The 21239-nt window shown below is 71.6% G+C and carries 17 protein-coding genes; 6 read left to right on the plus strand and 11 right to left on the minus strand.

What is annotated here, in order from left to right:
- Positions 1 to 56: 56 nt before the first annotated feature.
- A complete protein-coding gene (locus BLS95_RS29595) occupies positions 57 to 3080 on the minus strand; it encodes a M14 family metallopeptidase (protein ID WP_245765361.1) in 3024 nt (1007 codons plus the stop codon).
- 203 nt (positions 3081 to 3283) lie between these two features.
- Between BLS95_RS29595 and BLS95_RS29600 the strand changes: the two genes are divergently transcribed.
- Entirely contained in the window at positions 3284 to 4180 is an 897-nt protein-coding gene (locus BLS95_RS29600; RefSeq protein WP_090938489.1) for a coiled-coil domain-containing protein, read from the plus strand.
- A gap of 86 nt (positions 4181 to 4266) precedes the next feature.
- The gene (locus tag BLS95_RS29605) at positions 4267 to 4905 is read left to right on the plus strand and encodes a TetR/AcrR family transcriptional regulator (RefSeq protein ID WP_090938492.1); all 639 of its coding nucleotides are present in this window, start codon (positions 4267 to 4269) and stop codon (positions 4903 to 4905) included.
- A 35-nt stretch (positions 4906 to 4940) separates the two neighbouring features.
- Here BLS95_RS29605 and BLS95_RS29610 read toward each other — a convergent pair whose 3' ends face one another.
- Positions 4941 to 5864, minus strand: coding sequence for an aldo/keto reductase (locus BLS95_RS29610; protein ID WP_090938495.1), 924 nt, complete (start codon positions 5862 to 5864; stop codon positions 4941 to 4943).
- A gap of 80 nt (positions 5865 to 5944) precedes the next feature.
- Between BLS95_RS29610 and BLS95_RS29615 the strand changes: the two genes are divergently transcribed.
- The 3 genes from BLS95_RS29615 (at position 5945) to BLS95_RS29625 (ending at position 10008) form a co-directional block, all read left to right on the plus strand.
- Positions 5945 to 6304 (plus strand): MerR family transcriptional regulator, encoded by a 360-nt coding sequence (locus BLS95_RS29615; protein ID WP_245765362.1) that lies wholly within the window; start codon positions 5945 to 5947, stop codon positions 6302 to 6304.
- A 169-nt stretch (positions 6305 to 6473) separates the two neighbouring features.
- On the plus strand, positions 6474 to 8828 hold the full coding sequence (locus tag BLS95_RS29620) for an ATP-binding protein (protein WP_090938501.1): 2355 nt from the start codon (positions 6474 to 6476) through the stop codon (positions 8826 to 8828).
- Positions 8829 to 9237: 409 nt separating this feature from the next.
- Positions 9238 to 10008, plus strand: a complete 771-nt coding sequence (locus BLS95_RS29625; RefSeq protein ID WP_090938504.1) for an AMP-binding protein — start codon at positions 9238 to 9240, stop codon at positions 10006 to 10008.
- A gap of 130 nt (positions 10009 to 10138) precedes the next feature.
- Here the strand turns inward: BLS95_RS29625 and BLS95_RS29630 are convergent, their stop codons facing one another.
- The 9 genes from BLS95_RS29630 to BLS95_RS29670 form a co-directional block, all read right to left on the minus strand.
- Positions 10139 to 11146: a 2-hydroxyacid dehydrogenase gene (locus BLS95_RS29630; RefSeq protein WP_090938506.1), complete on the minus strand. Its 1008-nt coding sequence runs from the start codon at positions 11144 to 11146 to the stop codon at positions 10139 to 10141.
- On the minus strand, positions 11143 to 11766 hold the full coding sequence (locus BLS95_RS29635) for a histidine phosphatase family protein (RefSeq protein WP_090938509.1): 624 nt from the start codon (positions 11764 to 11766) through the stop codon (positions 11143 to 11145). The genes BLS95_RS29630 and BLS95_RS29635 overlap by 4 nt, the downstream gene beginning before the upstream one ends.
- Positions 11763 to 13208 carry an FGGY-family carbohydrate kinase gene (locus BLS95_RS29640; RefSeq protein ID WP_090938513.1) on the minus strand — a complete coding sequence of 482 codons (1446 nt, stop codon included), beginning with the start codon at positions 13206 to 13208 and terminating at the stop codon, positions 11763 to 11765. The genes BLS95_RS29635 and BLS95_RS29640 overlap by 4 nt, the downstream gene beginning before the upstream one ends.
- A complete protein-coding gene (locus BLS95_RS29645) occupies positions 13205 to 14680 on the minus strand; it encodes an FGGY-family carbohydrate kinase (RefSeq protein WP_090938516.1) in 1476 nt (491 codons plus the stop codon). Before BLS95_RS29645 ends, BLS95_RS29640 begins: the two co-directional genes overlap by 4 nt.
- Positions 14680 to 15921, minus strand: a complete 1242-nt coding sequence (locus tag BLS95_RS29650) for a sugar ABC transporter permease (protein ID WP_218136036.1) — start codon at positions 15919 to 15921, stop codon at positions 14680 to 14682. The genes BLS95_RS29645 and BLS95_RS29650 overlap by 1 nt, the downstream gene beginning before the upstream one ends.
- Positions 15918 to 16679 (minus strand): ATP-binding cassette domain-containing protein, encoded by a 762-nt coding sequence (locus BLS95_RS29655; protein ID WP_090938519.1) that lies wholly within the window; start codon positions 16677 to 16679, stop codon positions 15918 to 15920. Before BLS95_RS29655 ends, BLS95_RS29650 begins: the two co-directional genes overlap by 4 nt.
- A 10-nt stretch (positions 16680 to 16689) precedes the next feature.
- Positions 16690 to 17781, minus strand: a complete 1092-nt coding sequence (locus BLS95_RS29660; RefSeq protein WP_218136037.1) for an ABC transporter substrate-binding protein — start codon at positions 17779 to 17781, stop codon at positions 16690 to 16692.
- Positions 17782 to 17913: 132 nt separating this feature from the next.
- Positions 17914 to 18882, minus strand: a complete 969-nt coding sequence (locus BLS95_RS29665) for a sugar-binding transcriptional regulator (RefSeq protein WP_090938525.1) — start codon at positions 18880 to 18882, stop codon at positions 17914 to 17916.
- A gap of 78 nt (positions 18883 to 18960) precedes the next feature.
- Positions 18961 to 19932 carry an ArsR/SmtB family transcription factor gene (locus BLS95_RS29670; protein WP_090938528.1) on the minus strand — a complete coding sequence of 324 codons (972 nt, stop codon included), beginning with the start codon at positions 19930 to 19932 and terminating at the stop codon, positions 18961 to 18963.
- A gap of 64 nt (positions 19933 to 19996) precedes the next feature.
- Between BLS95_RS29670 and BLS95_RS29675 the strand changes: the two genes are divergently transcribed.
- Entirely contained in the window at positions 19997 to 21190 is a 1194-nt protein-coding gene (locus tag BLS95_RS29675; RefSeq protein WP_245765363.1) for an MFS transporter, read from the plus strand.
- Positions 21191 to 21239 lie beyond the last annotated feature (49 nt).

A 21239-nucleotide genomic window follows, 5' to 3' on the forward strand; every position in this document is an offset into this window, starting at 1 on the left:
TCTGTCCGGACACGCAAGGGGGGCGCGGCGCCGCGCGCCGCGCCCCCCTTGGACGCCTAGCGAGGGTCGATGAGCAGGTGCCTCAGCGACCTCTTGAGCAGGTCGGTCCTGTCGGCGGGATCGGCGATGCCCTCCACGCCGAAGCCCAGGTAGACGGTGTCCTTGGTGACGATGCCGCCGCCTTCCTCGAAGACCTGGTCGGTACGGAACCAATTGTTGACCGAGGGGGCGGAGCCCTGGGGCGGCGCGCCGACGGTCCAGCCGCCCAGGTCCGACTCGAACGAGGTCTGCTCGGCCGTGGCGCCGTCCCGGGTGACCGTGAAGTCGTCGAGGAAGACGCCCGCGCCCTGGGTCGCCCAGTCGCTGATGTAGGAGATGGACAGCTCGACCTGCTTGCCCGCGTACGGGGTCAGGTCGATCTTCCACTGCTGCCAGCCGGCCGAGTTGCCCGAGGCCGCGTGCCACGCGCCGGACGTGCCGGTCGGCTCGCAGTTCGGGCCCTGGTAGCGCTGCGTGAACGGATGGATCGTGCGCCAGCCGCCGCTGTTCGCCGCCGCGCAGCTGTCACCGGTGTCCTGGGTGGTGTGCCCGTTGGCGTCCGGCAGCGTGGTCCAGTCGTCGCCGCCCGCCGTCCTGGCCTCGACCGTCAGGAAGTCCCAGGCGGCCTCGGTGTCGAACGACGTCCAGAACGACAGGTCGCCGCTGCTCGCGCCGGTCAGGTCGATGGTCTTGGTCAACCGCTTGTACGAGACGTCGGCGATGCCGCTGTAGACGTCCCAGGCGCCGGTGTGCGGGTCGAAGGGGCCGCCGGGGCGTACCCACTTGACCTGGGCCGAGCTCTGGAACAGCGGGAACTGCTTGGCGGGCAGGATGGCCGAGGTGGCCACGAACGAGTTGGTGTGGCCCGGCTCCAGGGTGGCGTCGAAGCCCTGGAACTGGCCGCCGTTGCCCTGCAGCGCGAACGGCTGACCCGTGTCGTGGTCGGTGCCGGCGTCGTCGAAGAACACGTACGCGCCCAGCCAGTACTGCTGGAAGTCGTTGAACACCGGGATGCACGGCGGGTCGTTCGGCACCGTGCACTCCGACTGTGCCGGCTGGTTCGGCTGGTAGTAGTACGCGCCGTTGGCGTTGGCCGCGTACGACGGGTACTTGCCGGCGTGCACCAGCTTGCCGCCCTCGTTCAGGTAGTCGCGGACCGCCAGTTCGGTGTCCACGCCGGCCTTGGAGGTGGTGCCCGCCACCTGCCCGGTGGACCTGGGGATGATGTCGTCGCCGGTCTCCCAGACCACCGCCTTGTAGTGGCTGAGCACGCCGAGCGGGTGCGGGGCCTTGCGCCCCATCTTGTCCATGTCGTACACGTCCGTGGTGTAACCGGCGGCGTTGATCGCGGTGGCGTACTCGTCGGCGTACCGGGCCTCGGTCACGCCCTGCGCCGGGCTCAGGCCGGTGACGTCCTCGGCGGCCAGGACCAGCACCTTGCCGCCGATGTCGGTGGCCACGGTGTAGGTGAAGCTCTCGCTCTTCTTGCCGATCGAGCTGAACCAGACCTTGACCTTGTCACCGGGCTTCGTGCCGGTGATCTTGCCGCGGAGCCGGTGGTAGTAGCGGTCGTAGCCCTTGCCGTAGCGCTCGCCGCCCTTCCACTCGCTCGTCGAGGCGATCTTGCTACGGCCGCCGTTGACCTGGTAGTTCAGGAAGACGGGGCCGAGCTTGCGCTTGGCGTTGACCTGGACGGCCTGGTCCCGGCCGTGGCTGACCTCGAACGGGTCGATCTCGAAGTCCGGGGTCTTGTTGCCCAGGTGGCTCACCGGCTCGACCGGGTCGACCGCGGACTTGGCCACGTCCAGGGCGAACGGCAGGTTCTTCTCGAACTCCGCCTGCACCAGGGCCTCGTCGTCGGGGAAGACGAAGCCGCAGCCGTCACAACCCTCGTTCAGCTCCGGCGTCCACGACAGCGTGCCGTACTGGGAGTGCGCCGTGTCGTTGGTGTCGCCGTTCGTGGTGTAGAGCTCGGCGCCGAGGTCCGGGTCGAAGCCGGGGATGGCCGGGTTGGCGTCGTCGCCGCTGAGCGCCTCGTAGATCGGGTTGTCGGCGGTCTCCGTGGCGATCTGCACGCCCATCGGGTAGAGCAGCAGCGGGCCGAAGGAGTGGTAGTTGAGCTGCATCTCGAACTTCACCCGGCTGAGCAGGCCGACCATGGCCTTGGTCTCCGGCTCGCTGGCCGGGCCGCTGCCGCGGTAGGTCTCGCTGCTCGGGATGCTCGACGAGCCTTCCTCGTCGTAGTGGAAGTTCGTGGGGAAGTTCCGGTTCGGGTCGACGCCGTCGCCGTTGGTGATCTGGCCGTTGCCGTCGTTGTCACGCAGGTTCTTGCGCCACAGGCGGTTGCCCTCGGTGAAGGTGAAGTCGTAGCCGTCGGGGTTGGCCACCGGCACGAACCACAGCTCGGTCTTGTTGAGCAGGTCCCGCAGCGTGCGCTTGTTCGCGACCACGTACTTCAGCAGCCGCATGTCCACCTCGGTGGCGATCCACTCGCGGGCGTGCTGCGTGGCCGAGTAGAGGGTGGCGGGCTTGAGGCCGTCCGGCAGGAGCTTGGCGCCGGTGCTGACCTTGACGGCCAGGATGTCCTGGCCGCGCAGCGACTTGCCGATCGACTGGAGCTTGACGATGTCCTTGTTGGCGTTCGCGATGGCCCTGAGCTGGTCGGCGATGCCGCCGGGCTCCGAGTAGGACTTGTAGACGGTGTAGCCGCCCGCGGCCTGCGCCTTGGCGGCCTCCAGCTGGGTCTGCCCCTGCGGGTTGCGTACGGGCTCCGGCTTGAAGCCGAGCTTCTTCAGCGCGTCGAGGTCCGTTTGCGCGGCGGTCAGCTCGACGTGTTCCTGGCCGCCCTTGTTCTGCTGCTGGACGACGTCGAAGCCCTTCTCCCTGAGAGCCTGTCCGGTGCCCGGCGTGCTGTCGAGCTCGTACAGCTCGATGCGGTCGCGGGCTGGCAGCGGGTCGACGGACGCCCGGGCCGGTAAGGCCACCAGGGACGTGCCTAAGCCGAGGATGACGGCGGTGGCGAGGGTGAGTGATCGAGACACGGTCTGCCCCTTCGCAGAGACGAGTTCAGAGGCCATCTCAGACTGTTGGAGCGATCTAGACAAGGCCCAACTTTTTAGGCCCTCCTTATTTGGGACAAATGGCTAGCAATTTCGCTAAAGGGGTGGCAGTTCGGCCGTTCGGGTGACAGAGATCAAGATCATCTTCTATAGTTTCGGTCCGGCTATGAGGGGAGGGGACGGGTGTGAGAATCTGGCGGCTCGCCGTTCTCGTCGCCGTTCTCGCCGGGCTGCTCGGGCTCGTCCGCGCGCAACCCGCCGTCGCCGACCCCAGCCCCGCCGAGCTGCGCAAGCTCACCAGAGAGGCCGCCAAGCTCAACAATCTCTACCGCGGCCAGATCCAGAGCCTTGAGGAGATGCGGGTCCAGGCCAAGAAGGCCACCGACACCTCCAGCGGCCTGGAGAAGCAGCTGAAGGCCGCGCAGGCCGAGGTGGGGCAGATCGCGCGGACCACCTACATCGTCGGCCCCGTCGGCAACCTCCAGCTTCTCACGCCGCAGGTCGACCCCTACCTGCTGCTGGGCCAGGCCGCCAACATGACCTACATGGCCACCGAGCGCACCGAGCGTGTCAAGCGCATCCAGAAGCTGATCGACGAGCACAAAGAGGCGAAGGTCAACGCCAACAAGAAGATCGAGCAGATGGCCAAGGAGATCAAGGTCATGCAGGGCAAGCGGCGCGAGATGGAGCGCCTGCTCGCCAAGTACGGGTTCCAGCAGCCCGGCGGGGCGGAGGGGCTGACCCCGCGCATGATCTCCGTACGCGCCGAGATCATGCAGAACTTCCCCATGAAATACGGCGTGGGCTGCCTGCGCCCCGGCGACCCCGGCGAACACGGCAAGGGCCGGGCCTGCGACTTCATGATGTCCCGCGGCGGCACCATGGCCTCGGGGGATGACGGCGACCGCGGCGACGCCCTGGCCGAGTGGATCATCCGGAACGGGTCCCGGCTGGGGGTCATGTACATCATCTGGAAGCAGCGCTACTACGACATCCGCTCAGGGGGCGGCTGGGATCCCATGTCGGATCGCGGCGGGGTGACGGCCAACCACTACGACCACGTTCACGTGTCCGTCTTCTGACCCCCTCCGGCCGATGAATTCGGCTCATGTTAACTGATCGTCAAGTGCCCGGTTTTACCTGCTGGTAATGCGCGAGGATGGACGCCATGACGAGTACCTTGCGCCGCCGTCCCGCGCAGCGCCGCAGCGTGGAGCGGGTGGAGCGGATGCTGGACGAGTGCGCGCTCCTGCTCGACGAGGTCGGATACGAGGCGCTGACCACGAAGGAGGTCGCGCGCCGGGCCGAGGTGCCGATCGGCACGTTCTACCAGTTCTTCCACGACAAACAGGGGCTGGTGCGGGCACTGGCCAGGCGCAACCTGGAGGCGTTCCTGCGGCGCGTCACCGACCGCATCGCCATGGCCGACCTGGAGCACTGGACGGATCTGGTCGACCTGGCCATCGACGAGTTCGTCGGGATGAAGCGCACCACGCCCGGGTTCGCGGTGGTCGACTTCGGCGAGGTGCTTCCCACGCCCGGCGGGCGTCCCGTCGAAGGCAGCAAGCAGGCCCTCGACGGGACCAACGACAACAACGCCGTGGTGGCCGAGCGGTTGCGCGGGCTGACGATCGAGCTCCTGCACGCCCCCGCGGCACCGGAGCTCGACCGGGCGCTGCTGGTAGCGGTGGAGGCCACGGACGCGGTGCTCAAACTGGCCTTCCGGGCCGACCCCGAGGGCGACCCGGTGCTCATCGCCGAGTGCAAGCAGCTCGTCCGCTGCTATCTGGCAGGCCACCTCTCCTGATCCGGAGCCGTCGGACCGGCCTCCTGGTCGGGTGGTCAGGAGGCCGCGTCCAGCCGGGCGCGCAGCTCGGCGTCCAGCTTGAGGTCCGCGGCGCCGATGGCCTCGTCGAGCTGGGCCATGGTGGAGACGCCCACGATGGGGACGATCCCGTCGGCCAGCAGCCAGGCCAGTACGACCTGGTTCGGGGTCGCGCCCAGCTCCTTGGCGACCTCGTGCAGGACGGTCAGGCGGCGGGTCGTACCCGGGTGGTCGTAGGCGCCGGGGATCGGGCGGTCGGGACGCGTGTAGGCGCCGAACATCAGCGTGTTGTACGCCCACAACGTCACGTCCGGCTCGGCGGCGAGGTAGTCGAGCGTCTCGTCCGTGACCAGCCGGTGCCCCATCTCGGGGAGCTTGGCCAGCGGCCGCGGCCGCAGGTACGTGTGGCGTAGCTGCAGATATGTGTAGGGCTTCCAGCCGCGGGCGGTGGAGATGTTCCTGGCCCGGTCCAGGCGCCAGGTCGCGATGTTGCTCGCGCCGATGTTGCGGACCTTGCCCTGCCGGACGAGCTCGTTGAACGCCCCCAGAGTCTCCTCTAACGGGACAGAACGATCTTCGATGTGCGACCAATACACATCGATGTAGTCGGTCCCCAACCTCTGCATACTTCCTTGGGCCGCCTTGGCCACGGCGGCGGCGGACAGCCCCTCGGCCGAGTCCAGCGTGGTGTCGCCGGGCACGGTGGGCCGGGCGCCGACCTTCGTACTGATGAAGACCTGGTCCCGGTTGCGGCGGGCGGCCAGCCACGCGCCGATGGCCAGCTCGCTCTCGTCGCCCGACCGGCCCTCCACCCAGAAGGGGTAGTTGTCGGCCGTGTCGATCATCGTGCCGCCGGCCTCGTGGAACCGGTCCAGGAGGGCGAAGGTGTCCCGGAGGCCGACGGTGGTGCCGAAGGGAATGGTGCCGAGTGCGATGTTCATGTGCCCGACTGTGGGAGCTGGAGTGCACTCCATGTCAACCCGTTGACCTGGAGTGCACTCCAGGTGGGATGCTGGGGCGCGTGAGTGTCTACACACCCGCGGAGGTGGTCGAGGAGACCGGCTTCAGCCTCGACACCCTGCGTTACTACGAGAAGATCGGGTTGCTGGAGCGCGTCGGCAGGAACGCGGCCGGGCAGCGCAGGTTCAGCGAGGAGGACGTCGGCTGGCTCGGCATGGTGCGCTGCCTGCGGGACACGGGCATGCCCATCGCCCAGATGCTGCGCTTCGCCGAGCTCGTACGCGCGGGTGACCACACCATCCCCGACCGCGTCAAGCTGCTGGAGGAGCACGACCGGCAGGTCCAGAAGCAGATCGAGAACCTCGCCGAGCGGCAGCGCTACATCCACCACAAGATCGCCTACTACCGCAGCTTCTGCTAGCCCCGCTTCGCGGTCCGGCGGTGTAGCGGGGGCTCGCGGAGGAGATTTCGCCGAGCTTCAGCGGCTCGTCGGCCAGTGCCCGGCGGCGGTGTGCGGGTTGCGGATGGGAGGGAGGTTTCCAGGGGAATGAGTCTGGGCGCATGGCGTAGTTGATGACACACTCACAGTGATGCCGCGACCTCCCGAATTCAGCAACCTTCCGGCCGAGCCGAACACGTTCGTGGGCCGGGAGTCCGATGTGGACGAGCTCGTCCACCTGATGCGTGTCTCGCGCGCCGTGACCCTGTGCGGCGCGGGCGGCATCGGGAAGACGCGGCTGGCCCTGCGGCTGGCCGCCAGGGTCGCACGCGATCACCCTGACGGCGTGTGCCTGATCGAGCTGGCCGATCTGGAGAAGGGCGAGCTCAGGAGACATGTCGCCGGCGTGCTGCGCATCACGGGGAAAGTGGCCGAGAAGATCGGCGGGCGGCGGGTGCTGTTGCTGCTCGACAACTGCGAGGCGGTGGTGGGCGAGTGCGCGGAGTTGTGCCGCGACCTGCTGGGCGCCTGTCCCGGGTTGACCGTGCTGGCCACCAGCCGTGAGCCGCTGCGGGTGCCGGGTGAGACGGTGTGGCGGGTGCCGCCGCTGTCGGTGGACGGGGTGGAGAGCGAGGCCGTGCGGCTGTTCGTGGCCAGGGCCGGCGCCGCCAGGCCCGGCTTCGAGCTGACCGCCGAGACGAGACCGCTGGTCGTGGAGCTGTGCCAGGCGCTCGACGGGTTGCCGCTGGCGATCGAGCTGGCCGCCGCGATGGTCCGGGTCCTGTCCGTGGGGCAGCTCGTCGAGCGGCTGGACGACCGGTTCAGGTTGCTGGCGGGCGGCGCGCGGACGGCTCCGGCCCGGCACCGCACGCTCCGGGCCGCGGTCGACTGGAGCTACCGGCTGCTCAGCCGGCAGGAACGGCTGTTGCTGCGCCGTACGGCCGCCTTCCGCTCCTCCTGGACGCTGGACCTGGCCGAAGAGGTGTGCTCGGGCCCCGGTCTGCCGGAGGAGGAGGTGCTGCCCAGGCTCTGCGACCTGGTCGACAAGTCGCTGGTCGCGGTCGACGGCGAGATCGCGGGCCAGGCGCGCTACCGGCTGCTGGAGACCGTACGCGAATACGCCCTGGAACAGCTCGCCGACTCCGGTGAGGAGGCCGAGCTGCGGCGGCGGCACCTGAAGGCGCTGGCCAGGTGGGCGATCGAGTTCCGGCGGGCACTGGCGCCGGGCGCGCGCACGTCGTGGCCGGTGCTGGAGCGGTTCGTCAACCTGTTCGACGGGCTCAAGGTCGAGCTCGGCTCGGCCTGCGACTGGGCGATCGCCATCGGGCTGCCCGAGACCGCGCTCGGCCTGCTCACCGACACGCGCTTCCTGCTGATCGGCAGCGGCCGGAAGCTCGACATGGCCGAGCGGCTCGACCGGCTGCTGGCCCTCGACGCCCCGCAGGTGCGGTCGGGCCTGCGCGGGCAGGCCACCACCCTGCGCGGCGAACTGGCCGCGGTGGCGGGGGACATGGAGCCGGCGCTGCGGTGGGCCACGGCCGGGCTGGAGTTGTGCCGCGCCGCGGACGACCCGTACGGCGAGGCCATCGCGCTCATCCTGCTGGCCCGGCTCACCGGCGATCAGGACAACCTCACTCGGGCGCTGGAGATCGCCAGGCGGTCCGGCGACCTCATCCTGGAGTCGCAGGCCCAGGGCGCCAAGGCCGGTTTCGGCCTGTACCAGGGCCGGCTGCACGAGGCGCAGCGGGCGTTCGAGAAGATGTTGTCGATCAGCGAGGAGCTCGACAACCACTACGGACAGACCCTCGGGCACATCGGCCTCGCCCAGGTGGCCAGGCGCTCGGGCGACCCCGCGACGGCCCAGCGGCACTACGAGTCGGGGCTGCGCCTGCTGCGCGGCGTGGACGCCCGGCAGCAGATCGTGAGCTGCCTGGCCGGGCTGGGCTCGGTCGCGCTGGACCGGGGCGACCTGGTGGAGGCGAGGGCGAGGCTCACCGAGGCGCTGGTGCTCAGCCGCGACGCGGGGCTGCGGTCCGGCATCGTCCGGCGGCTGGAGGCATGGGCGAGCCTGGTCACGGCCGAGGGCGACCACCGGCGCGGGGTCCTGCTGGCCGCCGCCTCGGTCACGCTGCGCGGACGCCAGCCGGACGCCCGGACCGAGGACGTCCTGCGCCCGGCGCGGACCAGGCTGGGCGAGGCCGTGGTCGGGGTGCTGTGGGCGGAGGGAACATCCATGACCGCCGACCAGGCGGTGGCCTGCGCGCTCGACGGGGCGATGCCCGATCCGCCGGCCGAACCGGTCGTCCCGATCGGCCAGGAGAGCAGGCTCACGGCCCGGGAACGGGAGATCGCCGACCTGGTCGCCAGGGGGTTGAGCAACCGGGCCATCGCCGACGAACTGGTCATCAGCCCGGCGACCGCCGCCCGGCACGTGGCCAACATCCTGGCCAAGCTGGGGTTCTCCACGCGTACACAGATCGCCACATGGGTGATCGGCAGCCGTTGAATCCCACCTCGTCTCTACACATGTCGGTGCCCGGCCGCTTACACCATCGAATGGCCATGTCAACGCATGTGCGGTCACCCCTGCGGATCTACCGTTGCTTCGTGTGATCGACCACACCGCGTGTTCGTCGCCCCACGTGCCGGGGCCGTCGCGGCCGATCGATCGGGGACGTCACGCGTCCGTACGGGGTTGGGCCTCCTCGGAGGGGTGGAGGCCCGGCTCTGGGCGCGTGACAGCGGGCTCGAGTCGCGCAGGGCTCGGGCCCGCCCACACACGGGGACGTATGAACCCCGGGAAATGTGCCCAAGCGGACGCGCACGGCAGCGGCAAAGTGGTGGCCCGGAATGCATATTGGCCTACATAGATCGGTGGATGCTGCGTTCGCCCCGCCGGTCATACGTTGTCGGGCATGAAGCCCACCGCCTCGACCACCGGCACCGTGATCCACGAGGTGTTCCGCCGGGCCTACGAGCGCGGCGACCGGCCGGCGCTCGTCGATCTGCGCGGCGGTCACGTCTACGGCTACCGCAGGCTGGTGACCGAGGTGACCAGGGCGGCCTCCGGGCTGGTGCGCCGGGGCGCCCGGCGTGACCAGGTGGTGGGGGTCCACGTCTCCACGGCGGGCGCGCAGACGCTGGCGGTGCACACCGTGCTGGCGGCGGGCGGGGTGGCGGCGCCGATCGATCCCCGGCTCGGGGCGGGGGAGGTGGCCGCGTGGTTGCGGGCGTGCGACGCCCGTACGTTGATCACCACGCCCGACCTGGCCGAGACCGCGACGCTGGCGGCGGAGGAGTCACGGGTGCGCCAGGTCGTCTCGCTGGGCGCGGCGCTCGACACGATCGACTTCCGCAGCCTGCTCACGCTGGAGCCCACCGCGCTGCCCGCGCTCGACGCCAAGCGCCAGGACGCCCTCGTGCTGGCCGACGGCCGCATGTCGCACGCCGACCTGCTGGCCCGGATGGCCGAGCTCGACCTGCCCGTACGCCTGGCCGAGTCCGACGTGGTGCTGGCCACCTGGCTCCCCGACGGCGGTTGCGAGCTGCCTGCCCTGGTCGGGCTGGGCGTGTCGAAGGGGGCGCTGGTGGTCGCCGTGGGCGGCGGTGACCTGCCCGGCACCAGCCACGACTTCAGCGTCACCGTCGTCACGAGCCCGCGGGGGACGCTGGAACGCATCCGCTGAAAGCGCGGAGCGGCGGCGGCCCCCAGCGAGCGGCCCCCAGCGAGCGGCGGACGGGGTGCGGCGACCAAGATACGGCCCCAGGCGGCGGGGTTCAGGGGGTGGGTTCAGGCCGGGCGGCGTCAGGGGTGGGTCAGGGGGTGGCCACGTGTGCGAGGGGTTCGCCGCGGACATAGCGGGCCACGTCGGCGGCCACGATCGCCGCCGCCTTCATCGCCGTCTCCTTGCTGGCGCCCGCCAGGTGCGGGGTCATCACCAGGTTCGGGGTGGTGAGCAGGCGCGAGCCGGGCGGGATGGGCTCCTCGGGGAAGACGTCCATCGCGGCGCCGAACAGGTGGCCCGAGTCCAGCGCGTCGCACAGGGCGTCGTAGTCCAGCAGCGCGCCCCGGGCGCAGTTGACGAGGACCGAGCCCCGGGGCATGGCGGCGATCTCGGCCGCGCCGATCATGCCGGCGGTCTCGGCGGTGGCGCGGGCGTGCAGGGAGACGAAACGGGCGCGTTCCAGCAGCTCGGACAGGCCCACCCCGCCGCCGGGCACGTCCGCGTACGGGTCGTGGACGAGCACGTTCGCGCCGAAGCCTTCGAGCATGCGGGCCACGCGGCGGCCGATCGCGCCGTAGCCGATCAGGCCCACCGTGCTGCCCTCCAGCTCGGGGCCGACGTTGTCGTACATGTAGTAGTCGCCCCGCCACACGCCCCCGGCCAGGTCGGCGTGCGTCTGGGGGATCCGGCGGGTGGCCGCCAGCAGCATGGCCAGGGTGTGCTCGGCGGTGGCCACCGCGTTGCGGCCCGGCGCGTACGTCACCGCCACCCCGGCCCGCGCGGCCGCCTCCAGGTTGGCGTTCACCGGCCCGCCCCGGCTCACGCAGAACAGCCGCAGGTCGGGAGAGGCATCCAGAACGCGCTTGGTCAGCGGGGCCATCTGTGTCACGCAGACCTCGACGCCCCGCAGCGCCTCGATCAGCTCGTCCTCCACGTCAGAGGCCTCGTCCACCTCGCCCACCCGGCCGAACGGCTCCACCGGCCACGGCAACGTCAGCTCGCGTACGTCCACCTCGCCGGGAACCTCGCGTCTGAGCGCGTCGATGAGCAGGCGGTTCTGGACGAAGTGATCGCCCGCGGCGAGGACTCGGATGCTCAACGAACGGCTCCAATCGGGGAGTTGAACTGCAATATCGCGACCCGCCCGGTGCCGGACCCCGGCAGGCGCAGCTCTGTCAGGGCGCAGTTGTCCAGGCGCGGGAACAACCGGCGGTATTCGCCGAGCGGGACCCCGATGAGCCGGCACAGGGCGAGCCGGATGGCGGTCGTGTGGGCGACCACCAGCACGCGCCCGCCGGGATGCGCGGCGGCGATGTCGCGCAGCGCGGCGACGAACCGGTCGGCGGCCGCGTGCGGATCCTCGCCGCCGGGCAGCGGGTGCCGCGCCGGGTCGGCCTCGAACGCCGCGCGTGCCTGCGGGAACCGCTCCGCCATCTCCGCCGAGGTCAAGCCGTCGCCCTCGCCGAAGTCCAGCTCGCGCAGCCTGGCGTCCACCTGGAGCGGCAGGCCGGCCCGCTCCGCGCCGGCGGCGGCGGTGATCCTGGCCCGGCTGAGCGTGGAGGCCCACACGCCCGCCAGGCCGGCGCCCGCCGCCCAGCCGGCGAGCCGGGCGGCCTGGTCGAGGCCGCGCGGGGTGAGGTCGATGTCGCTGATCCCGGCATAGCGGTTCTCGGCGTGCCAGACGGTCTCGCCGTGGCGGACCAGGACGAGGTCGGTCATACGGCGGTCCTCTCGCGGGCGTGTTGCGCGGCGGTCGGGTCGAGCCAGCCGCGCCGTTCCAGTTCGGCGACGAAGCGCAGGTACGGCTCGCGCAGGTCGGCCCCGGACGGGTCGACGACGGCCCGGGTTCTGATCATGCCGCCGGGGTGCCCGGCCGCGAGCACGGCCATGCCCAGGGCGGGCTCGGCGTTCTCACGCAGCGTCACGGGACGGCCCAGGACGTCGGCGCGCAGCCGGGTCCAGTACGCGCTGCGGGTGGCGCCGCCGGTCAGGATGATCTCGCCGTCCACCGGGGCGCCGAGCAGGTCGAGGTAGTCGAAGCAGAGGCGCTCGACGAAGGCCGCGCCGAGCAGGATCGCGGCGTAGCGCTCGACGTCGTCGGCGGGCTCGCCCAGGGTGAACGTCTCGGCCTCCGGGGCGGCGAAGGGGAACCGCTCACCACGGGACACCAGCGGATACGTGACAGGCAGGTCCGGGCCGGCAGGGCGGCCCCCGGCGCCGAAGCGGCTGTCGGCCTGGGCGCTGAGGGCGTCGAGGTCGCGGCCCGGCAGGTCGCGGGTCAGCGCGCCCGCCCCCGTGCTGGACGCCCCGCCCGGCAGCCACGAGCCGTCGGGCGCGCGGTGCGAGTACACCACCCCCAGCGGGTCGTGGATCAGCTCCTTCGTCACGCCCTTCAGCACCAGCGTCGTGCCCAGGACCGAGTTCCAGCTCCCGGCCAGCAGGGCGCCCGCGCCGAGCTGGGCGGCGCAGCCGTCCGTGGTGCCCGCGATCACCGGGGTGCCGGCCGGGATGCCGGTCTCCTCGGCGGCCCGCGCGTCCACCACGCCCAGCCGGGTGCCGGGCCGCACGACCGCGGGCAGGATCTCCGCGGGCACGCCGAGCGCGTCGAACACCTCCGCGGGCCAGCGCTCCTCGATCAGGTCCACGCCGGTCTTGAGCGCGTTGCTCAGGTCGGTGGCCACCTCGTGCCCGACGAGCCGCCGGTTGACGAAGTCGCTCTGATGGGCCAGCCGGGCTCCGGCGGGCGCCTCCCCGAGCAGCCACAGCAGCTTCGGCAGCGCCCAGTTGGGCTGCATGCGCCGGTAGCCGAGCCGCTCCCAGACGGGCGCGCCCACCTCGTTGACCCGGTCGGCGGAGGCCCGGCGGTCGTCGTACATGAGCGCGGGTGTCAGTGCCCGGCCGTGGGCGTCGGTGAGCAGGAGCGTTCCAGAGGTCGCGGCCACCGCCACGCCCTCGATCCGCCCGGGTGGCCCGTCGCGCAGCGCCTCCCGGGTGGCGGCGGCGAGCTCGCGCCACCACTGCTCGGGGTCCTGCTCGTGCCGGGGCCCGTCGCGGTGGCTGGTCAGCGGGCGGCTCGCGGTGCCGAGCACCCGGCCGTCCCCGGTGACGGCCAGCGCGCGCACGCTCTGCGTGCCCAGGTCGATGCCGATCCACCCGCTCATGTACGGTCCCTCATCCCGGCCAGCAGCGGCCACGTGCCCGCGCTGGTCCCGCGCAAGGTCAGGAAGTCGTCGAACAGCCTGGCATAGAAGGCGTGGCGGGCGGGGTCGGGCTCGACCGCGTCGCGCAGCCGTACGTGCTGGGCGGCGGCGGCCGGGACGGACGTCGCGGCACCGGTGGCCGCCAGCCCCACCAGGTACGCCCCCCGCGCCCCCACCTCGGCGTCGGCGGGACGGCGGACGGGCAGACCGGTGACGTCGGCGATCAGCGAGAGCCAGGGGGCACTGGCCGCGCCGCCCCCGCACACCCGCAACTCGGTTGGCGCCGCCCCCGTGGCCGCCAGGCAGTCGCGGATGACCATGGTGAGCCCTTCGAGCGCGGCCCTGGCGACGTGCTCGCGGCCGTGCTCGAACGACATGCCCAGCAACGAGCCCCTGGCCAGCGGATCGGAGAAGGGGGCCCGCTCACCGGCGGGCGACAGGTACGGCAGCAACGTCAGCCCGCCCGCCCCCGGCGGGCTCAGGACGGCCAGCTCGCCCAGCTCGGCGGGGCCGGCCAGCCCCAGCAGGCGGCACGTCCACTGCACCACCTCCGTGCCCGCGAACGTGGGGAAGGCCCGCAGATAGCCGCCGGGCAGCGCGATCGTGATGCCGGTCGGCTCGCCGTCCAGGCCGGGCGTCTCGACGATGACCTCGGTGCAGAGCGTGGTGCCGAGGATGCCGCACGCCTGCCCGGCCGTGACCGCCCCCGCGCCCAGCGCCGTCGCGGCGATGTCGTAGGGAGCCATGACGACCGGGGTCCCGGCGGCCAGGCCGAGCGTGGTGGCAGCGGCCGGGGTCAGCTCGGCGACCGGGCAGGAGCGGATGGGCGGCAGCAGCCGCTCGGCCCACTCCAGGCCGAACATGGCCGCCAGCGCCGGCGAGTACGCCCGCGCCCGCAGGTCCATGAACGGCGCCGACGCGTCGGACTCCTCGGCCACCACCTCACCGGTCATCCGCGCGTAGATCCAGCCGCCGCAGGTCAGCAGGGCGCTCGACCGGTCGAGCCGGCCGGGGTCATGCGCGCGCAGCCAGGTCAGGATGGCGTGCGGCAGCCCGGAGGCCGCCGAGGAGCCGTTCAGCCGGAACGCCGCCGTGGCCAGCCCCGCCCGCGTCCAGGCGTCCACGGTGGCGGCGGCCCTGGCGTCGTTCCACAGGATCGCGGGGCCGGTCGGCTCGCCGTGCTCGTCGACCAGCCAGCAGCCGTCGCCCTGCGCCGTGACCGCCACGAACTCGACCTCGCCCACCCGGGCGGCGACCTCGCGCACGGTGTCCGCGACCGCGTCCCAGACCGCGTCCATGTCCTGCTCGGCATGGCCCGGGGCGGGCCTGGACACCGTGGTCTCCCGCCGCGCGACGGCCGACTCTGCGCCCGACGCGTCGTACCCGACCGCCTTGATGACCGTGGTGCCCGCGTCCACGCAGATGATCGCCATCAGGCCCTGCCGTGGGAGGTCCTCGACCGGCGCGACACGGAGTCGACGATCACGGCGAGCAGCAGCACCGCCCCGGTCACCACGAACCTGATCGAGGAGTCCAGGTTCAGCAGCGTCAGGCCGCTGGAGATCGACTGGATGACGATGACCCCGAGCAGCGCGCCGAACGCTGTGCCGCGCCCGCCGAACAGGCTCGTCCCGCCGATCACGGCCGCCGCGATGGCGTTGAGGTTGACGTCGCCCCCGCCGCTGCTCTGGTTGGCCGCCGCCAGCCGGGCCGCGGCCAGGATGCCGCCGACCGCGGCGAACGTCGAGCAGAGCACGAACACGGAGGTGTAGACCGCCCTGACGTTGATGCCCGCCCGGCGCGCGGCCTCCACGTTGCCGCCGACCGCGTAGACGGACCTGCCCCACTTCGTCCGCGACAGCAGGTAGTGCATGATCAGCACCAGCGCCACGAAGAAGACGAACATCCAGCCCACGCCGCGCGTCTGGCCCAGATACCAGACCACGAACGCCAGCACCGCCAGCAGCACCACGCTCCTGACGACCAGCGTGAGCGTGCCGCGGGCCGACAACCCGGCCCGGCGCCGCTCCTCCGCGTGCAGGTAGCCGCTGACGAACCACCAGCCCGCCGCGATCACCGCGAACGCGAACGACAACCAGGACGGTACGAAGTCGAGCTGCGCGAAGTTCACCAGCCCCGAGTCGAACGGCAGGTTGATCGACCCCTTGCTGCCCAGCACGTAGAGCTGGAGCCCGAGGAAGGCCAGCAGCCCGGCCAGCGTGATCACGAAGCTGGGCACCCCGAACCGGTTGAAGAGCTGCCCGTACAGCCATCCGACGACCGCGCCCATGAGCACCGAGGCCAGGATCGCCAGCCAGACCGGCAGTCCCTCGCCCACGAACAGCACCGCGAGCACGGCCCCCGACAACCCGCTGACCGAGCCGACGGACAGGTCGATCTGCCCCACCAGCAGCACGCACACGATGCCGAGCGCGATGACGCCGACGGCGGCGGACTCCAGCGTGAGGTTCACCAGGTTCGCGCTGGACAGGAAGATCGGGTTGAGGACCTGCAGCACGGTCCAGATGACCACGAGCCCGACCACGACGGGGATCACCCCGAGGTCGCCGCCCCTGGCCCGGGCGACCACGTCGGCGAGCGCGCCCCGCAGGCCGCCGCGGTGCTGGAGCCGCTCGTCCTGGCGGTCGGCCGGCTCGCTCGTCACTGCGCTCACGACTGGGCTCCCCTCTGGTTACGACGAGACACCACGTTGTCGGTGGCGCCGGTGATGGCCGCGATGATCTCCTCGGTGGAGACCTGTCCCACGTCGAACACCCCGTTGTTGCGGCCCAGCCGCAGCACCGCGACCTTGTCGGCGACGGCCTGCACGTCCGCCATGTTGTGGCTGATCATGATGACGCCCAGGCCGTTCTCGCGCAGCCGCTCGACCAGGTTGAGCACCTCGGCCGTCTGCGCGACGCCGAGCGCGGCGGTGGGCTCGTCGAGGATGATGACCTTGGGGTCACCGAGCAGAGACCTGGCGATGGCCACCGTCTGCCTCTGACCGCCCGACAGCGCCGCGACCGGCACCCGTACGCTCGGGATCTTGGCGGAGAGCTGGCGGAGCAGCTCCCAGGAGCGGGTCTCCATGGCCACGTCGTTCAGCCGCAGCGGGCGGATCTCGTGGCCGAGGAACAGGTTCTGGATCACGTTGAGGTTCTCGCACAGCGCGAGGTCCTGGAAGACCGTGGCGATGCCGAGTTTGTGGGCGGCGGCCGGGCTGTGGATCTCGACCGTGCTCCCCTCGAACGTGATCGTGCCCGCGTCCGCCGGGTGCACGCCCGAAAGGATCTTGACCAGCGTCGACTTGCCCGCGCCGTTGTCGCCCACGACGGCCACGACCTGGCCCGCGGCCACGTCGAGCTCGATGTCGGTGAGGGCGGCCACCGCGCCGAAGGTCTTGCTGATCCCGCGCAGGGACAGGACGGTCATCGCGGCTCTCCTACTTGATGCCGAGCTCGTCGCAGCCCTGGGCGTACTCGCCCGTGCACACGTCGGCGGCCTTCATGATGCCGCTGTCGAACAGCACTTCCTTGATGTTCTCCTTGGTCACGACCGTGGGGACGAACAACTGGGAGGGCGTGTTGTACAGGGTGGTCTGGCCCGCGGGCTTCTTGCCCTGCATGAAGTCGTAGGCCACGTTCGCGGCCGCCTCGGCCACGATCTTGATCGGCTTGGAGATCGTGTTGTACTGGTCGCCCGCGATGATGCGCTGCGCGGCGGCCACCTCGGCGTCGTTGCCGGTGACCGGCGGCACCTTCACGCCCGCGGCCTTGAACGCGGCGATCGAGCCGCCGCCGGTGCCGTCGTTGGCCGCGACCACGCCCACGATCTGGTCCTTGAACTGGGTGATCTGGCCGCTGACCCAGGTCTGCGCCTTCTCCGGCTGCCAGTCGGGGGTGTCGTACTCGGCCAGCAGCTTGAAGCCGCTGGGGTCGACCGCGCTGTGGATGCCCTTCTTGATCAGCCCGGCCGCCGCGTCCGTGGGGGAGCCGTTGACCTGGAGGATCCCGCCCTCCGCCTTCTCGGCCTTCAGGTGGTCGACCAGGGACTGGGCGATCATGGAGCCGATCTTCTCGTTGTCGAACGAGATGTAGTAGTCGGCGGGCGTGGCCGGGATCGGCCGGTCGTAGGCGATGACCGGGACCTGCTGCGACTGGGCCGTCTTGACCATGGTGGCCGCGGCGGCGGAGTCGACCGGGTCGATCACGATCGCCTTGACGCCCTGGGCGAGCGCCGAGTTGGCCTGTTGCTGCTGCTTGGCGGCGTCGGAGTCGGCGTTCTGGTAGATGACCTGGCAGCTCGGGCAGAGCTGCTTCATCCTGGCCTCGAACAGCGGCTTGTCCTGCAGTTCGTACCGGGTCGAGGCGAGGTCGGGCATGAGGAAGGCGACCTTCGCGTTCTCGGCGCCGCCGCCGCTCCCGCCGGTGCTCGCGCCGGTGGAGCCGGAGCCTGAGCCGCACGCGGCCAGTATCGAGCCGGCGAGCACCGCCACGGCGGCGAACGTGGTGGTCCGCATCTGAGCTCTGTTCACGGGTTCATTCCTCACTTGCTGATCTCTGACGCTCGCTGGCCCCCGGGAGAGGGACATGCCCCTACACCTGGGCACATCCGTTGGTGCGGCTCACGTTAGCGCGCGTTCAGAATAGTTGTCCAGCAAAAGTGTTCAGACTTGGTGAGCGGCTGCCACCAGGCCCTCCGCCGTGGGGGTGTCGGTGACGAGGTGGTTGAAGTAGCCGCCGCGGGCGCCCGCGATGATCGACAGCACCTTCTCTGCGCCCACCGCGACCGCGATCGTGGCCGGGATGCGGCGCAGCTCCTCCGGCCGGGTCGCCACCAGCCGCTCGCTGCCCGGGTAGGTGACCGGCCTGCCGTCACGGTCGTAGATCCGCATGCACACGTCGCCCACGGCCTGGCGCAGGCTCTCGGCGTCGCGCGGCATGAGGGCGGGCATCATCTGCCTCATCAGCGGCGCGGAGCCGACGCCGACGATGGCGCACTTGGCCCGCGCCCACAGGTCCATGACCCTGCGCACGGACGGCTCGTGCTGCAGCGAGTAGAACAGCTCGGGCCCCGGCAGCGCGGGCGCGTAGAGGTAGGCGGGCACGCCGCCGATGCGTTCGGCCAGGATGCGGGTGGTCTCGTTGGTCTGGAACCAGGGTTGCGGCTCCTCCTGGCCGCCCACCGCGGGCGCGATCGTGACCCCGGGATACTGGCCGAGGCCCTCGCGGGCGCACTCGTAGACCGTGGTGCCGGACGAGACCAGCACGACGTCACCCGACTCCAGGCCGACCTCGGCCAGCGCGCGGGACACGCCCGGGGCCAGCCACGGGCCCAGCGCCGGGCCGCTGACCTTGGGCACGATGTGGACGCGCCGCAGGCCCAGCGCGCGTGCCACCTCGGCCGCCAGCGGGCCGTCGGTCAGCCCGGCCGGCCGGTGCACCCTGATCTCGACGATGCCCTGCTTGCGGGCCTCGGTGAGCAGTCTGCTCACGGTCGCCCTGCTGACGCCCAGCCGCTTGGCGATGTCACCCTGGGTGGCGTCCTCCAGGTAGTACTGCTGCGCCGCCGCGTACATCAGCTCGTGCGGGAACCTGGCCTGCTGTCCCTCGGGTGCGACATCGGCGGCATTCATGCGCCCACTCCTGGGTCGTGAACATATTTGCTGAACTGATGCGCAACAACTATAACCTCGTGTTGTCCGAGGAAGAGGCTAGCCGTTCGCGAGTGCGTCGCCGAGGGGGGTGCGGGCGTACAGGACGCTGCGGCCCATGCGGGTGCCCGCGATCAGGCCCGTCCTGCGCAGTGCCGCCAGGTGGCCGCCGGTGGTGCCCAGGCCCTGCCCGAGCAGGGCCGCGAGCTGGGTGGTGGTGGCCGGTTCGGCCAGCTCGGCGAGGATGCGGGCGCGGCTGCGGCCGATCAGCGCCGCCAGGTCGGCATCCGGTACGGGCGGCGCGACCGCGATCCCCCGGGCCGGGTAGATCATCGCGTACGGCCAGGCGTCGTCCAGATAGGCGGCGATGGTGGTGATGAACACCGAGGGCAGGAACAGCAGCCCCTTGCCGTCGAGCCGGTGCGTCCTGTCGACCGTCATCAGCTCGATCTCGATGGTGCCGCCGTGCCGCCAGCGCACCCGGGGACTGAGGTTCTCCAGCGCCGCCTGCCAGCCGTAGGCCGCCAGCCGCCCGGCCCGCTGCGCGACGTCCCGCTGCAGGACCGCCCGAAACCGGGGCCAGTCGCGGGACAGAATCTCCGTCCACAGCGCCTGGTACGCCTGCGCGAACCGCTCGACCACCCGCGGCCCCAGCAGCAGCTCCCTGACCCAGCGGGCCACGGGCGGGCGCCCGGCCAGCGCCCGGTCGATCTCCGCGTGCGCCTGCGCCAGCGGCGTCGCGCGCATGGTGGCCAGCTCGGCCTCGAACGGCACGTCCACCGCCGTCGGTGGCGGGGCGACGAAGTTGACGTTCGCGTCCCCCTTGTTGCCGCTGATCGCGGCGGCGGCCCGCAGCACCGGATGCTCCCGCTCCAGCCCGAAGTACGTCTCCCGCCACCGCGCCACCCACGGGCCGTTCGCCCCGGCCTCGTGGCGGCCCGCCAGCGTCCATTGGGCGTGCATGGTCTCGATCAGCGGGGAGATCGCGAACCTGCTGGCCATCACGTCCTGCGGGATCACCTCGATCGTCACGCGCACCTTTCGGTTATATCCGAAAGCATCGCCATCCGGCCGGGACGTCGGCAGCATCGGGGCCGTGAAGGGGGCGACGTTCGGCGAGGTGTTCGCCGTCAGAGAGTTCCGCGTGCTGTTCGGCGGCTTCGCGCTGCTCGTGGTCGGGGACTCGATCAAGATGCTGGCCCTGTCCGTGCTGGTGTACACCAGGACCGGGTCTCCCGGGCTCTCGGCGGCGGCGTACATGGCCGGGTGGCTGCCGTACATCGTGGGCGGGCTCTTCCTGCTCTCCCTGGCCGACCGGTTGCCCGCGCGGCGCCTGATGGTGATCGGTGAGCTGGTCAGGGCGATGGTGTGCGCGCTGCTGGCGTTCGCGGGGCTGCCGGTGTGGGCGATGCTGGCGCTGGTGCTCGTCACGGGGTTGTTCTCGCCGGTGTTCGGGGCCGCGTGGTGGGCGTTGCTGCCGGACGTGCTGCCCGGGGACGCGTTCGTCCTGGGGCGGTCGCTGCTCGGCGTCACCTCCGCGAGCGCGCAGATCGTCGGGCTGGCGGCGGGGGGCGTGTTCCTGGCGGTCACCGGGCCGTCCGGGGCGCTGGCGGTGACCGGGGGGTTGTCGCTGGTGGCGGCCGTGGTGCTGCGGTTCGGGCTGCCCGACCGGCCGGCCAGGGGCGCTTCCGGGCGGGGGGCCGTGCGAGAGACGTTGCGGGTGAACCGGCGGCTGCTGTCCGACCGGCCGGTGCGCGGGCTGTTGCTGGCGGGGTGGCTGCCGTGCATGTGCCTGGCGGGGGCGGAGGCGATGGTGGTGCCCTATCTCGGCGCACAGGGGCAGTCGGGAGTGGTGCTGGCCATGGCCGCGGCCGGGATGGCGGTCGGGGAGTTCACGGTGGGCCGGTTCGCGGCCCCCGGCCTGCGCGAGCGCCTCTCGCTGCCGCTGGCGGTGCTGCTCGGGGTGCCCTGGCTGGGCTTCGCGGCCGGGCCGGGGGTCGGGTGGGCCGCCGGGCTGGCCGCGGTGGCGGCGGCGGGGCTGTCGTACCAGCTGGGGTTGCAGCGGCGGTTCGTGGACGCGGTGCCGGAGGAGGTGCGCGGACAGGCGTTCGGGCTGCAGTCGGCCGGGCTGATGACCGGGCAGGCGGTCGGCGCGGCGCTGATCGGGGTGCTGGGCGAGTTGATCACGCCCAGGTACGCGATCGCCGTCGCGGGCGGCGCGGCGGTGCTGGTCGCGCTGGCGCTGGCCCGCCACCTGCGGGCGCCACTTCCGAGCTCGGCGGCCGGCTGACCGCCGCCGCGGCGCTCACGAGATCCCGACCGGCAGGCGCGGACAACCT

Origin of the sequence: Nonomuraea jiangxiensis (genome assembly GCF_900099965.1) — a bacterium.
Taxonomy (GTDB): Bacteria; Actinomycetota; Actinomycetes; order Streptosporangiales; family Streptosporangiaceae; genus Nonomuraea; species Nonomuraea jiangxiensis.

Coding starts and splice junctions, on each gene's coding strand:
- BLS95_RS29645 (WP_090938516.1), bottom strand. CDS start 14,680: ATGGCGATCATCTGCGTGGACGCGGGCACCACGGTCATCAAGGCGGTC.
- BLS95_RS29625 (WP_090938504.1), top strand. CDS start 9,238: ATGAAGCCCACCGCCTCGACCACCGGCACCGTGATCCACGAGGTGTTC.
- BLS95_RS29610 (WP_090938495.1), bottom strand. CDS start 5,864: ATGAACATCGCACTCGGCACCATTCCCTTCGGCACCACCGTCGGCCTC.
- BLS95_RS29655 (WP_090938519.1), bottom strand. CDS start 16,679: ATGACCGTCCTGTCCCTGCGCGGGATCAGCAAGACCTTCGGCGCGGTG.
- BLS95_RS29640 (WP_090938513.1), bottom strand. CDS start 13,208: ATGAGCGGGTGGATCGGCATCGACCTGGGCACGCAGAGCGTGCGCGCG.
- BLS95_RS29605 (WP_090938492.1), top strand. CDS start 4,267: ATGACGAGTACCTTGCGCCGCCGTCCCGCGCAGCGCCGCAGCGTGGAG.
- BLS95_RS29665 (WP_090938525.1), bottom strand. CDS start 18,882: ATGAATGCCGCCGATGTCGCACCCGAGGGACAGCAGGCCAGGTTCCCG.
- BLS95_RS29635 (WP_090938509.1), bottom strand. CDS start 11,766: ATGACCGACCTCGTCCTGGTCCGCCACGGCGAGACCGTCTGGCACGCC.
- BLS95_RS29620 (WP_090938501.1), top strand. CDS start 6,474: ATGCCGCGACCTCCCGAATTCAGCAACCTTCCGGCCGAGCCGAACACG.